Here is a 13,700-nt window from a genome sequence, read left to right as displayed (position 1 = left end):
ATGAGCGAAGAGATTAAAAAAATGCCAGCAGAAAAGTATTCTGTAGATTTCAAGGCTATCTGGAAATCCATTAAGCATTATCGGAAGCTGTACTATATCATTTTGCCAATTACATTTGTATTTGCTTTTGTGATAGCCAAGTCAATTCCCAATTATTACACATGTAGAATTCTGTTGGCACCAGAGATTGGTGGAAACAATCAGGGGATGAGTGGTTTGGCTTCTTTGGCTTCTTCCTTTGGAGTTAATGTAGGAGAAGGAAATCAAAGTGGGAATGCCATCAGACCTTCAGTGTATCCTCAGTTAACGCAGAGTGTAGATTTTAAGACCTCTCTTTTCCCTGTAAAAGTTAGGAAGAAAGGTCAAAAGAATTCTATGACTTATTATGATTATCTTAAGAATGAGTGGAAATACCCTTGGTGGTCACATTTTTTTGGTTTGACGAAGCCTCCCAAACAAAATGATACAATTGTTAATACTTTTGAATTGACGGGAGAACAGGCACGTATTATGAGTTTAGTCAATCAAAATGTCGTATGTGTACTTGATAAGAAAACATTCTTGATAACCATTCAAGTTACTGAACAAGATCCTTATATTGCTGCATTACTGGCGGATTCTGTTAAAACTCGTTTACAGGATTTTATCACTGAATATAAGACCAATAAGGCTCGACATGATTTGGAGTATGCGGAAACACTCTACAGACAGGCTAAGAAGGACTATGAACATGCCCGGAGGCTATATGTGGAGTATATGGATGCTAATCAGGAAGTATCCTTATTGACTGCCAAGCAGAAACAGGTAGATTTGGAGAACGAGATGCAATTACAGTATAATAACTTTCTTGCCGTTAGTGCACAGGTGTTGACGGCAAAGGCAAAAGTACAGGAAGTAACTCCAGCCTTTACCCCTCTCCAGTCTGCGACGGTTCCTCTTGGACCTTCAGGACCTAGAAGAGGGCAGATAGTTCTTTTATATCTTTTCTTAGCCACTTTATTTATCACCATATATGTGTTGTATAAAGAAAAACATTTAAAATCTCTTCTTGGCTTGAAGTAATTTGATTAATGATGGCAAAAACAGTATATTTGGGAATGATAGGTGATATCATGCATCCGGGACTAATCAATATTATCAATCAAGGTGCCAAGTATGGCAATGTGATGATTGGTCTCTTCACAGATAAGGCGATAGCCACACATTCCAGATTGCCTTACCTAACTTATGAACAGCGAAAGAATGTTATAGAGAATATCAAGGGCGTATCATCCATTGTCCCTCAGGATGAATGGAGTTATGTTCCAAACCTTCTGAAATACAAGCCTGACTATATCATTCATGGTGATGACTGGCAGTATGGATCTCAGAAATTTATCCGTGACGAAGTATATAAGGTGATGGAATCACTTGGTGGAGAGGTAATAGAGATTCCATATACAAAAGGAATATCCTCTTCAAGTCTTAAAGATGAGATAGACTCGTTAGGGGTTACTCCACAGGCCCGTCTGGCTTCATTGCGAAGACTGATTACAGCCAAGCCGATTGTTCGTATTCTGGAGTCTCACAGTGGCTTGACAGGTCTAATAGTAGAGCATACCTCTGTTGAAGTGAATGGTCAGCATCGTGAGTTCGATGGTATGTGGGCTTCTTCTTTGACAGACTCTACCTCTAAAGGTAAGCCTGACATTGAGGCTGTCGACCTGACCACTCGTTTGCATGACCTCAATGATACCCTTGAAGTAACCACCAAGCCAGTCATTTATGATGGCGATACGGGTGGCAAGCTGGAGCATTTCGTGTTTACGGTACGCACCTTGGAACGACTTGGTATCTCAGCCATTATCATTGAGGACAAGGTCGGTTTAAAACAGAATTCTCTCTTTGGAACAGATGCTATCCAGACTCAGGATACCATCGAGGGCTTCTGTAATAAGATCAGGGCCGGTAAGGAAGCCCAGATCACGCGCGACTTTATGATCATCTCCCGGTGTGAGTCTCTGATAGCAGGAAAGCCTGTCGAGGACGCCTTGGAGCGTTGTCATGCTTATGTGGCAGCAGGTGCTGATGGCGTGATGATCCATTCCAAGAACAAGAGTGGTGAGGATATCAAGGAGTTCTGCTTGCGTTTCCGTGAGAAGGATCCTCATACGCCTATTGTGGCTGTACCTACCACTTATAATCAGTTTACGGAAGAGGAGTTGGCAGCGTGGGGCATCAACATCGTCATCTATGCTAACCACATGCTACGCAGTGCTTACCCCGCTATGGTGAAGTGCGCTGAGCGTATTCTGGAAACGTCTCGCAGTTTGGAGGCCTCTGAGGAGTATTGCATGCCCATCAAACAGATACTGAATCTGATTCCGGGAACAAGGAAAGGGTAATTAGTAGATTGAAAATTGAAAGTTGAAAATTGAAAGTTATGATTTCTCCGAAATTCTTTTATGATACATTAGCCAACTGTGGTATTGATTTCTATGCGGGCGTACCTGATTCTTTATTGAAGAATCTTTGTGCCTACATCACTGACCATGCAGATGCTGCCCATAATATTATTGCAGCCAATGAAGGTGGCGCTATGGGTCTGGCTGCAGGACACTATCTGGCAACTGGTCATATTCCCGTTGTTTACATGCAGAACTCAGGGGAGGGTAATATCATCAACCCCCTGGCTTCTCTGACGGATCCTGATGTCTATAACATTCCGGTGTTGCTGGTCATTGGATGGCGTGGCAAACCCGGTGTCCATGATGAACCCCAGCATGTGAAACAAGGTAAGGTCACAACTGGACTACTGAATGTGATGGGTATTGATTATACCGTTCTCTCCAAAGAAGAGGATAAGGCTGAGGCCCAGATTCGGAAGGCTGTAGCCCATATGCAGGCCACCAGACAGTGTTACGCCCTGGTGATTGAGAAAGACACCTTCGAAAACTATCAACTAAATTCTCAATCTTCAATCTTCAATTTTCAATTAAGTAGAGAGGAGGCTATCCAGACGGTAGCAGCCGCCTTGGGCGAAAAGGATTGTATCGTCAGCACCACAGGCATGATCTCCCGTGAACTCTTTGAGTATCGCACTGTGAAGAACGAGGGTCATGAGCGCGATTTCCTGACGGTAGGTTCCATGGGGCACGCCTCTCAGATAGCCCTTGGCATCGCCTTGGCAAAGCCAGACCGCCGGGTCTGGTGTTTCGACGGCGATGGTGCAACCATTATGCACATGGGCAGTATGGCCATCGTTGCCAGCAAGGCCCCTAAGAACTATGTTCATGTCGTCTTCAACAATGGTGCCCACGACTCTGTAGGAGGCCAGCCCACCGTCGGACTCAAGATAGACCTCCCCGCTGTGGCAAAGGCAGTAGGCTACAAAACTGTTTACAGTGTTGATAATAAGGAAAAGTTGGAGGAGATTCTTTCAATTTTCAATTTTCAATTTTCAATTTTTGACGCCCCTGTCTTTTTAGAAGTCAAAGTCAAGAAAGGTAATCGCAAGGATCTGGGCAGACCCACCACCACGCCCATCCAGAATAAAGAAGCGTTAATGGCATTCCTGAAAAAGTAAACTATGCGTATAGTTCTTCTTTCAGACATCCATGCCAATTTAACTGCCTTTCAGGCTGTCATAAACGATATTCAGACTGTTGGTGAGGTTGACGCTTGTGCAATACTTGGAGACTTGATCAACTATGGTCCCCGCCCCAATGAGACCATTGATATGGTACAACATCTTTCTCAGGATGTTTGTGTTAATCTTTGGGGTAATCATGAGTATTCCATTTTTGGAGGAAGTCCTGATCGGTTTGCCACAGACAGAGGTCGGGCCGTTTTGCAATATACTAATACCATTCTGACAAGGGAATCCAGGGAGTATCTGGATGGCAAGATGAATCATCAAGGCTATGAAAAATGCTCCATCGAAGGAAAATTTTTTCTTTTTATCCATGGTAATTTGGACGATCCATTTTGGGGCAAGTTTGGAGTTGATAAGATAAACGATGAACGTTTTGCCCCATATGACTTTGTTATTAGTGGCCATTCCCATGTCCCTCATTATGTGGAGTTTCTTTTCCCTTCTGATAATAAAGCGTATCGCAACAAGAAACGTACTGTATTTATCAACCCGGGATCGGTTGGTCAACCTCGTAATCATAATCCTTATGCCCAGTATGGTATATTGGATACCCAAACAGGTAACTATGAACATCGCTCAGTGTGGTATGACGTAAAGGAGGAACAAAAACTGTTTAGTGACAAAGTAGATTCTTTTTATAAAGATAGGTTAACATTAGGAATATGAAAAGTTTATATATATTGAGTGGCGCATCGGGCATGACGGGTAGCGAACTTGTGCGTCAGATTTTGGAATCAGAGAAAGACAGTCGTATTATCGGCTTTGACAATTTCTTCGCTAGTAGCATTGATACTATCAGGGACTTTCTTGATAATTCGCGTTTTGCCTTTAATGAATATGATATAAATGATGCTTCTAAGATGCGTATTGTTGAAGAAGAGGTAGTTCGAGAAAAAGGTGCTTTTGATAGAGTTGTATATATTAATTGTGCCGCAGTTGTTCATACTGAGCATTTCTACGAGGTGGAACACACTTGGGAGACCAATGTTATTTCTATGAAATCTTTCCTTGAGCAGGCTATCCGTGTGAAGGCTGATATTTATATTAACTGCTCTACCTCAGAGGTGTACTCGATGCAGTCTTGGAACGAGAATGGTGGTGTTCGTGAAAGTGATTATTTGATGATGTCAACAGCTGAACATAGTCAGCGTACTAGTTATGCCTGTGGAAAACTGATGACCGAGTTCTTTATGAAGGACGCTGTGGATAAAGGTAAGATCAAAGGCTGTTCTATTCGTTTTGCCAATGTCTACAGCAAACATGAACGCTTTGCCAAACATATTATACCTCATATTATCAATGAGTTACTGGAAAAGAATTCCGTCAAGTTGTTGGAGAACTCCAAGAAGAACCGTCGTGCATTCTTACACAATATTGATTCCTGCCGATCAGTGATGGCACTGATCAACTCAGAGAAGGCACTTGATGGAACTGTCTATAATGTCGCTACAGACGAGGAAATCACCATCATTGATCTAACCAACAAGATTGCTGAGAAAATGGGGCTGCCTAAGCCTGATATTATTTTTGAAGGTTATCGCAGCTCAGACCCGGAACGCCGTATCTTGAATACGGAGAAGATTCGGACGCGTACAGACTGGTTCCCTATCATTACGCTTGATAAGGGCTTAGAGATGTGTGTAGCTTCAATCGAAAGGTAAATGAAGAGTCTGATTATTACAGTGGCTGGTATGTCCAGTCGATTTAATAAAGACACAAAAGAGGATGTTCTGAAATGTCTTTATTACGAGGGAACCCCAGCAAACTCCCTTCTTAATATTCAGGTGCACAAGTGTTTTGATCTTGTGGACGAGATAATAGTGGTTGGCGGTTACAAATACGATGATCTTGAAACCTTTATTCGCCAAGAGATGAAGGATGTTAACCATAAAACAAAGTTGGTTTATAATGATCATTATCATGATTATGGTTCCGGCTATAGCTTGTTGAAAGGCATCGAGGTCGTATCCGACAAAGCAGATGAGATTATCTTTATCGAAGGTGATTTGTTTTTTGACACAGAAAGTGTGAAGAGAATTATTACATCCTCAAAAGATGTTATATCCGTGAATAATGAGCCCATTCTTTCTAGTAAGGCGGTTGCTCTTTATTTTGATTCCAATAATTATCCTCACTACATTTACGACACCAGTCATTCATGTTTGATAATCCCAGAGCCATTTGTTGCTATCTATAATTCAGGTCAGATGTGGAAGTTCAAAAATCCCCAAAGGGTGTACGAGATATGCCAGTTCCTTACTCCTAAGGAAAAACAGAGCACTAATTTGGTAATTATACAGAAGTATTTCGGTGTCCTTAAGTTGTTACAAATAGATATAGTTAAAGTTGTTTCATGGTATAATTGCAATACTGTCTCAGATTATCGTGGCGCTATGAATTTGACTGTATGAGTAAAGAACTTGAACTTTCGAAAGAGGATTTTAGGAAAATGCAACTTATTGAACTTGATTTATTAAAAGAGTTCGATAGGGTTTGCCGTCTTCATAATATCTCGTATGTCATTACTGATGGTACAATGCTTGGTGCAGTACGGCATCATGGTTTTATCCCATGGGATGATGATGCAGACATTTGTATGTTGCGCGAGGATTATGAAAGATTCAAAAAGGAAGCAATGAAGGATCTGAATCCTGATATATGTTTCTTTCAGGATAATACTACCGATCCTTATTACAGGTGGGGTTATGCTAAATTAAGAAGATCAGGCACCCAGCATATCAGAGTAGGGCAAGAGCATTTAAAATGTAAGACAGGTATCTTTATTGATATCATGCCTTATGATGATATTCCGCATAATTTGTGTTTGCAGTTGATTCAGAATTTTTATTGTTTCTGTTGTAGAAAGATATTATGGTCAGAGGTCGCAAAGAAAAATACCAGCGGTTTTAAGAAACTGTGGTTTAGTCTATTGTCGCATATTTCTATAAAAACCGTATATGATTTTCTAAGTATCTATACGAGTAGAAGTCGAAATAGTTCCACAAATCGGGTTAGATTGTTATTATTCATACCTCCTGGCAGGGAATATACAAAGAAACCCTTAAACGATCGTTACGGCATGACCAAGAAGTGGATTACCGAAAGAGCAGAATATATCTTTGAAGGTGTTCCTTTATATGGTTCTCGTGATTACGACGGATTCTTGAGGTGGAAATTTGGTGATTATATGAAATTGCCTCCTGAGGATAAACGTTGTGGACATGCCCAGGTGTCGTTTATTAGTTTTGGTGAGAAATAATATAAAAATGAAATTAATTAATGAAAAACTCAATCTGATTAAACAAAAGATTGAGGATAATGAAATTATAACAATTGCAATATTTGGATTGGGCAGTGTGGGTTGTTATCTGCTTGATTATCTCATATCTTTGCATGATCCACAGCTTCGTCTGGTTGTAGTCGGTCGTAATGCAGAGAAGATGCAGAAGGATGTAAATATCATCCGTACTGCAGCAACTATTCGCCGGCAGATGTGCAGTGAGATAGTGGTTGAGGGCAATTGTGATTTCAGGGACGTTAAGTCAATCGAGGCTGTCCTGCGCCGGATCCAGCCCGACATTATTGTGAATAGCAGTCGCTTGTTTGCTGGTTTGAAGTATGGAACAATATCTTGGTCAAATCTTAGAGCTTATGGTATATGGACACCGATGTCAGTTCTTCTGGGGAAGAACATCATGGAGGCTTATGAGAACGTTGGCTGCAATGCTATCAGCATTAACACCTCTTATTCAGATGCTGTTATTCCATGGTTGAAGAGTGTAGGCATGGCCTATTTTGATTTTGGCAGTGGCAATCTGAATCACCTTATTCCTCGTATGAAATTTTACGTAGCGGAGAAATATGGTATCGAGAACCTGAATGATATCGATATTACACTTGTTGCCAGTCATTTCCATGACGTAGTTATCAGTAAGGAAGGTCATACGGAAGGTGTAAAACTGCTGCTTAGCATCAAGTATCAGGGCAAGGAGTTGGATGTTAATCATGAGGAAGTCTATAAGGCTTGTGGAATTCCAATGCCAACCGACCAGAAGCGTAACATGATGAATGCTTCCAGCAACTTTGATATCGTCTATGGCATTCTCAGCGCTATTCGAGAAAAAAAGGTCATAAAGATCCATACACCTGGAGTTGAAGGTCGTATTGGTGGCTATCCTTACCTCATTGATGGAAGAGGAGAAGAGGTTAAGGGCAATTTCTATTCTGGTTATTCTTTGGAGGAGATGGAACAGGTGAACAGAAATTCGATATATTGTGATGGCATTAAGAACGTTGAGGATGGTTATTTGATTTACACTGATGAATTAATCAGTAAAGTAAAAAGTCGCTTTAATGTAGTATTGCCCCAGAAAGTTCATCTGAGAGAAGCTTGGGATGTAGCTAACCTGTTGATTGAGAAAATAATTAAACCAAATATTGTCGGCTGAGACAAATGAGTGATAATTCACGACTTACAAAAAATACCTTATTATTATATATGAGGATGCTTGTGGTGATGATCATATCACTCTATACAAGCAGAATCATACTTAAGAATCTGGGGATATCTGATTTTGGATTGTACAATGTTGTGGGGAGTGTTGCTGCCATGTTTTCTTTTTTAAACACAGCGATGTATTCTTCTACCCAACGTTATCTATCCATAGCGGTAGGTCGTAACGATACTCTACAATTACATAAGATTTTTAATGTTAGTCTTGTTATCCATTCTTTGATAGGAATAGGAATTGTAGTCATATGTGAAGTCTTTGGCTTGTGGTTTATATATCATGAGATGGTTATCCCCGCAGGTCGTGAGTTAGCAGTCTTTTGGTCATTCCAGTTGTCATTGATAGCTGCATTTATTACCATTATAACTGTCCCTTTTGATGCTTTGGTTATTTCCAGAGAGCGTATGGGTACATTTGCATATATCTCTATCATTGATGTTATTTTTAAATTACTTATTGCATATATTATATCTGTTGTCAGTTTTGATCGACTCGTTTTCTATTCTTTTTTGATAGTAGTAGCACAAGTAGTTGTTACAGGGGTTTATGTTATCTATTGTAAAAGCCATTTTGAGGAATGTTCTTTTAGGTTTTATCGCTTTGATGCCCTTTATAAGGAAATGACTATCTTTGCGTCTTGGGGATTGTTAGGACACATATCTTATATCATTAATACTTCTGCACAAAATATGATGCTTAATGTTTTCTTCTCTCCAGTTGTAAATGCAGCTCGTGGGGTCGCATTAAGGGTCTCCAGTGCAGTTAGTGGTTTTAGTAATAATTTTCAGTCGGCAGTATCTCCTCAGATTACTAAGTCCTATGCTGTAGGAAACGATAGTAGATTGTTTTTGCTTATATATAATAGTTCGCGTTTCTCGTTGTATCTGCTTTGGTTTTTTTCTTTACCCATCATGCTTTGTATGGATGAGATACTGGGGATCTGGCTTGTAGAAGTTCCTGATTATACAACCATTTTTTTGCAACTTGTACTGATATTTAATCTTGTTGAGTCCGGTGCAAACCCTCTGAATATGGCAGTAAGAGCAAGAGGAAAGATTAAATATCCTGAGATTATAGGTGGTACAATTCTTGTGATGAATTTTCCGTTGTCTTATGTTGCCTTGAAACTAGGGTATGGACCACAATCTGTATTTATCATCATGATAATATGTGGAATTGCTTGCCATTTTAATCGTGTTTTTTTTGCACATAAATATCTTCATTTACCAATTTCTGATTATTTCTCGAAAGTCGTCTTTCGCCCCTCTATTGTTATTTTCGTTTCAATGCTTGTTCCCTTATGGGCTACGCATCATTCTTTTCATGACAATATGAATCCTCTGTTATTTATTGTGGTGATAACAATCCTGTCATTCTTTTCCATTCTGATGGTTATTTATTATGCAGGCTTGGATAAGTCAGAAAAGATATACGTCAAAAATGTTTTACGAAACAGATTTCTGAGATGATAGTTGATGTTACAGGTTTTGGATGGTCTGGTGCAGGCGCTCTTGAAGATATGCTTAGAGAGTATGATGACCTTAGGTTTTTAGCGGTGGACTGGAAAAAACATGATTGGGAGTTTACTATTCTATGGGAAGCGGATGGCATTTATGATCTGGAACATAAATTATGTTTTAAACACTGTCGTTGTGGTGATTCCAGTACGGCAATAAAACGTTTTCTTCGTCTGGTAGATGCGCAGAACCGTACTCCTTTTCTTCATTATGATGAGCAATTCAATGGGAAATATTATCAAATATGTAAACGTTATATTGATGATTTAGTTCAGTTCCGTTTTAAAGGACGTACTTTTGAGGAAATCATGTTTCCAGACCTGAAAGAGAGGATCTTATCGCGCTATAATCACATTATTAAACTGTTGTTGGGAAACCATTATATAAAGAACCTCTTTCATTGTGATTTGTCAACATTCCTAACTCATCCCAATATGAATACGATTGCAGTCTCCTACAATCCGGATCATTTTTTGGAACGAACTCAGCAGTTCATGGATGAGTTGCTGTCCTTTTCTAGGAGTGATAGGTCATATCCTTTGGTTACGGACCAGTTGTTCCCTCCAGATTGCCCAAAGTTGTTTTTTAAATATGTGAATGAGCCCATTAAATGTATGATTGTTCGACGAGATCCACGAGATATGTATCTTCTGGCAAAACAAACATATCATTCTGAAATTCCCATACCTGTGGAGAATGTTGATGACTTTATATTGTATTATAAACAGATCATTCAAGATACGAAACTACAAGATGATGATTCTGTCTTAAGTATCAATTATGAGGATATCATCTATCAGTATGAACAAACGAAGAAGAAGGTAGAGGCTTTTGTCGGTATAAAGAACCATGCTCGCAAATTTGAATTCTTCAGTCCTCAGCAGTCAATTAATAATACGCAACTATTTAATCTTTATGATGATTATAAGGACGATATTAAGAAAATAGAATCCATGTTGCCAGAATCATTATACCCCTTTTATCTTTATAAGACATTAGGAAAAGATAGGAAAAAGATTTTTTGAAGATGGAAACAAATGAAAAAATAACTGTAACCTCTCCGTTATTACCAGATTTGGGAGATTTTAACGAGATGCTACAGGAAATATGGAAAAGCCGATGGATTACCAACAATGGAAGCTTTCATCAGCAACTGGAAAGTGCTCTTGTTGATTATCTGAAGGTTCCGTATGTTAGTTTGTTTACAAATGGCACGCTGCCGCTAATAACTGCTTTGCAAGCATTGCGTATTACAGGCGAGGTGATTACGACGCCCTATAGTTTTGTTGCAACAACTCATGCTTTGTGGTGGAATGGAATTAAACCTGTATTTGTTGATATTGATGAAAAAACAGGTTGTATTGATCCCAATAAAATAGAAGCAGCTATTACACCCAAGACTACGGCTATTATGCCTGTCCATGTTTATGGAAAACCATGCGATGTTAAGAGTATCCAAGATATTGCCGATAAATATGGTCTTAAGGTCATTTATGATGCCGCTCATGCTTTTGGTGTAGAAGTTAATGGTGAGAGTATATTGAACGCAGGAGATCTTTCAACCCTTAGTTTCCATGCCACAAAGGTCTATAATACGATTGAAGGAGGAGCAATGGTGATGCATGACGCAAAGATGAAGCAGCGTATAGATTATTTGAAGAATTTCGGTTTTGCTGGTGAGACAGAAGTTGTCGCTCCTGGTATTAACTCGAAGATGGATGAGATTCGGAGTGCTTATGGCCTATTGAATCTAAGACAGGTTGATAAGGCCATTGAGGCTCGTCATCAGGTTGCAATCAGATATCGCCAGGAATTGAAAGATGTAGATGGTATTACTTATTGGAACGACATGGTAGGTGTAAGACATAATTATGGCTATTTCCCAATATTTGTAGATGCAGAGAGGTATGGTATGACTCGTGACGATCTTTACTTTAAAATGCAAAAGCAGGGCGTTTATGGGAGAAGATATTTTTATCCTTTGATTTCCGAATTCTCGACATATCGCAGTTTACCAAGTGCCTCCCGTGAAAATCTGCCTGTGGCTACTAAGATGGCAGAAGAGGTTATATGTTTGCCAATCCATCATGTTTTAACTGATCAAGATATAGATCGTGTACTCAATTGCATAAAAAGATAGACCATGCGAATACTTGTGACTGCTATAGGCTCCATGTCTGCCGAGTGTACGATTAAGAGATTAAAAGAAGACGGCTATTATGTAGTGGGATGTGACATCTATCCCAAGGAGTGGCATTTGGAGTCAAAACTCTGTGACATGTTTTATCAAGCACCATCCACTAGATGCGAAGATGAATACATTTCTTTTTTATTAAAAACCTGTTCAGAGAACCATCTTGATGCCCTTTTACCTCTGACAGATTTGGAGATAGACGTCATTAATCGTCATAGAGATGGTTTTGTTAAGGAAAAGATACAGTTATGTATGCAATCCTCACAAGTGCTAAGCGTTGTACGAGATAAATATGAATTATATGCTTTCTTTAGGAATGATGAGTTAGTGCCAACTATTGAGACGCATTTGGCAACAAAAATACCAGATACCTTTAGATATCCATGTGTCGCGAAACCATGTCATGGAAGAAGTAGTGAGGGATTATTGAGAAATGCTTCTAAAGAACAAGTTTTGGCGATTATAGATAAGAGGGATTATATTGTACAAGAGCAGTTGCATGGAGAAATATTTACGGTAGATTATGTTAGGACCTCTGCCAGTGGTTGTGATGCATGTGTTCCTCGCCAGGAATTATTACGTACATCAAATGGCGCAGGACTTACAATCAGGACGTGCAATGATCCTAAGCTAATCAGTCTTGTTAGGCATATAGGAAAAAGTCTCAATATTAACGGTTGTGTAAATATGGAGTTTATTTTCTGTCGAAATAACTATTATCTTATTGATATTAATCCTCGTTTCTCTGCAGGAATTGCTTTTTCTGAAAAGTCTGGTTATGATATGGTAACTAATCATATGAGATGCTTCACTGGTGACGAAATTGATTCGTGTATTGATATTGAAGAAAGGATTATCATTAAAAAGTACGAAGAGGTGTTTTCATGAATTATTATCCAATCATCATTCCGACTCTCAATAGATATGAACATCTAAAAGATTGCATTGATTCGCTTGCAAGATGTAAAGGAGCAGAAAATACACCTCTATATATTAGTCTGGACTATCCTCCAACTGAGGAATACCGAGATGGTTATAATAAGATAAAAGAGTATTTACCAACAATAAACGGTTTTAAGACAGTTACTGTTTTTGAACAAGAAGAAAACTTGGGTTCTGAGAAGAACTGCTCATTTTTAAAATCTTATGTATCTCGGTATTATAAAGCATATATTCTGACGGAAGACGATAATATTTTTTCTCCTAATTTTTTGGAGTATGTAAATCTTGGATTGGATAAGTTTTCTGGAAACCCCCGTGTTACAAGTATTTCTGGATACAATTTTGTAGAGTTATATGATCAAAATGGTTGCGATTTCTTCTATAGACCTGTTTGCTCGGCTTGGGGGGTAGGGAGATGGTTTGATAAAGACAAAGAGTTGGAGTCAAAAATGACCATGGATTTTTTTAGAAAAGTTTTGGGTTCTTGGCGCCTCTCTTGGAAAGTCTTTATAACGAATGCTTCTGACTTGAGATTGTTGATGCGAATGGCACAAGATCAAGTGGTATGGAATGATGTAGCACGTTGTATCATTAATATAGTGGAAGACAGATATGAGTTAGCACCCGCTATTTCGATGAGCAAGAATATGGGCCATGATGGCTCTGGAGAACATTGTGGAGTAGCTTCGTCGGATTTGTATTCTAAACAGGTGATTGATGACAGGTCTTCTATTGTATTAGGAAAGATTAATTCTTCAAAGACATTCAAAAATAGGGTAGATTTATTTTTTTGTACGTTGTCTAAAAAAACTATGAAGAGGCTTCTCTCGGTACTAATGATTGGAGGTTGGTATATGAAGTATAGAATGACTCGCAGGTTCTAATAACACAGATGATCAAGG

The 13,700-nt window shown here is 39.2% G+C and carries 13 protein-coding genes; all 13 read left to right on the top strand.

Annotated features, from left to right (window positions below):
- The 13 genes from BMY16_RS02290 to BMY16_RS02230 are packed head-to-tail and all read left to right on the top strand — an operon-like array spanning position 1 to position 13,682.
- Positions 1-1,062 carry a GumC domain-containing protein gene (locus BMY16_RS02290; protein ID WP_091839501.1) on the top strand — a complete coding sequence of 354 codons (1,062 nt, stop codon included), beginning with the start codon at positions 1-3 and terminating at the stop codon, positions 1,060-1,062.
- Between the two features lie 11 nt (positions 1,063-1,073).
- Positions 1,074-2,384 (top strand): phosphoenolpyruvate mutase, encoded by a 1,311-nt coding sequence (gene aepX / locus BMY16_RS02285; protein ID WP_091839853.1) that lies wholly within the window; start codon positions 1,074-1,076, stop codon positions 2,382-2,384.
- Positions 2,385-2,422: 38 nt separating this feature from the next.
- Positions 2,423-3,565 carry a phosphonopyruvate decarboxylase gene (gene aepY / locus BMY16_RS02280; RefSeq protein ID WP_091839499.1) on the top strand — a complete coding sequence of 381 codons (1,143 nt, stop codon included), beginning with the start codon at positions 2,423-2,425 and terminating at the stop codon, positions 3,563-3,565.
- 3 nt (positions 3,566-3,568) lie between these two features.
- Positions 3,569-4,300, top strand: coding sequence for a metallophosphoesterase family protein (locus BMY16_RS02275; RefSeq protein ID WP_091839496.1), 732 nt, complete (start codon positions 3,569-3,571; stop codon positions 4,298-4,300).
- Complete coding sequence (locus BMY16_RS02270) at positions 4,297-5,295, top strand: NAD-dependent epimerase/dehydratase family protein (protein ID WP_091839494.1); 999 nt, start codon at positions 4,297-4,299, stop codon at positions 5,293-5,295. Before BMY16_RS02275 ends, BMY16_RS02270 begins: the two co-directional genes overlap by 4 nt.
- Complete coding sequence (locus tag BMY16_RS02265; RefSeq protein WP_091839492.1) at positions 5,296-6,045, top strand: DUF6564 domain-containing protein; 750 nt, start codon at positions 5,296-5,298, stop codon at positions 6,043-6,045.
- On the top strand, positions 6,042-6,893 hold the full coding sequence (locus tag BMY16_RS02260) for a LicD family protein (protein ID WP_091839491.1): 852 nt from the start codon (positions 6,042-6,044) through the stop codon (positions 6,891-6,893). Before BMY16_RS02265 ends, BMY16_RS02260 begins: the two co-directional genes overlap by 4 nt.
- Before the next feature lie 7 nt (positions 6,894-6,900).
- Positions 6,901-8,082 (top strand): hypothetical protein, encoded by a 1,182-nt coding sequence (locus tag BMY16_RS02255; RefSeq protein WP_091839488.1) that lies wholly within the window; start codon positions 6,901-6,903, stop codon positions 8,080-8,082.
- Positions 8,083-8,087: 5 nt separating this feature from the next.
- Positions 8,088-9,614, top strand: a complete 1,527-nt coding sequence (locus tag BMY16_RS02250; protein ID WP_139207101.1) for a lipopolysaccharide biosynthesis protein — start codon at positions 8,088-8,090, stop codon at positions 9,612-9,614.
- On the top strand, positions 9,611-10,687 hold the full coding sequence (locus BMY16_RS02245) for a hypothetical protein (RefSeq protein WP_091839482.1): 1,077 nt from the start codon (positions 9,611-9,613) through the stop codon (positions 10,685-10,687). Before BMY16_RS02250 ends, BMY16_RS02245 begins: the two co-directional genes overlap by 4 nt.
- Positions 10,688-10,689: 2 nt before the next feature.
- The gene (locus tag BMY16_RS02240; protein ID WP_091839480.1) at positions 10,690-11,802 is read left to right on the top strand and encodes a DegT/DnrJ/EryC1/StrS family aminotransferase; all 1,113 of its coding nucleotides are present in this window, start codon (positions 10,690-10,692) and stop codon (positions 11,800-11,802) included.
- Positions 11,803-11,817: 15 nt separating this feature from the next.
- The gene (locus tag BMY16_RS02235; RefSeq protein WP_170835973.1) at positions 11,818-12,744 is read left to right on the top strand and encodes an ATP-grasp domain-containing protein; all 927 of its coding nucleotides are present in this window, start codon (positions 11,818-11,820) and stop codon (positions 12,742-12,744) included.
- Positions 12,741-13,682 carry a glycosyltransferase family 2 protein gene (locus BMY16_RS02230; RefSeq protein ID WP_091839473.1) on the top strand — a complete coding sequence of 314 codons (942 nt, stop codon included), beginning with the start codon at positions 12,741-12,743 and terminating at the stop codon, positions 13,680-13,682. Before BMY16_RS02235 ends, BMY16_RS02230 begins: the two co-directional genes overlap by 4 nt.
- Positions 13,683-13,700 lie beyond the last annotated feature (18 nt).

Source organism: Prevotella sp. ne3005, assembly GCF_900110085.1.
GTDB lineage: Bacteria > Bacteroidota > Bacteroidia > Bacteroidales > Bacteroidaceae > Prevotella.
Note: the sequence above shows the minus strand (reverse complement) of the source record. Positions and strands in the feature narration are given on the sequence as shown.

Excerpts from the sequence above, each read along its gene's own strand:
- aepX (WP_091839853.1), top strand. The coding sequence starts at position 1,074 with ATGGCAAAAACAGTATATTTGGGAATGATAGGTGATATCATGCATCCG.
- BMY16_RS02260 (WP_091839491.1), top strand. The coding sequence starts at position 6,042 with ATGAGTAAAGAACTTGAACTTTCGAAAGAGGATTTTAGGAAAATGCAA.
- BMY16_RS02290 (WP_091839501.1), top strand. The coding sequence starts at position 1 with ATGAGCGAAGAGATTAAAAAAATGCCAGCAGAAAAGTATTCTGTAGAT.
- BMY16_RS02270 (WP_091839494.1), top strand. The coding sequence starts at position 4,297 with ATGAAAAGTTTATATATATTGAGTGGCGCATCGGGCATGACGGGTAGC.
- aepY (WP_091839499.1), top strand. The coding sequence starts at position 2,423 with ATGATTTCTCCGAAATTCTTTTATGATACATTAGCCAACTGTGGTATT.
- BMY16_RS02275 (WP_091839496.1), top strand. The coding sequence starts at position 3,569 with ATGCGTATAGTTCTTCTTTCAGACATCCATGCCAATTTAACTGCCTTT.
- BMY16_RS02240 (WP_091839480.1), top strand. The coding sequence starts at position 10,690 with ATGGAAACAAATGAAAAAATAACTGTAACCTCTCCGTTATTACCAGAT.
- BMY16_RS02250 (WP_139207101.1), top strand. The coding sequence starts at position 8,088 with ATGAGTGATAATTCACGACTTACAAAAAATACCTTATTATTATATATG.
- BMY16_RS02265 (WP_091839492.1), top strand. The coding sequence starts at position 5,296 with ATGAAGAGTCTGATTATTACAGTGGCTGGTATGTCCAGTCGATTTAAT.
- BMY16_RS02255 (WP_091839488.1), top strand. The coding sequence starts at position 6,901 with ATGAAATTAATTAATGAAAAACTCAATCTGATTAAACAAAAGATTGAG.
- BMY16_RS02230 (WP_091839473.1), top strand. The coding sequence starts at position 12,741 with ATGAATTATTATCCAATCATCATTCCGACTCTCAATAGATATGAACAT.
- BMY16_RS02245 (WP_091839482.1), top strand. The coding sequence starts at position 9,611 with ATGATAGTTGATGTTACAGGTTTTGGATGGTCTGGTGCAGGCGCTCTT.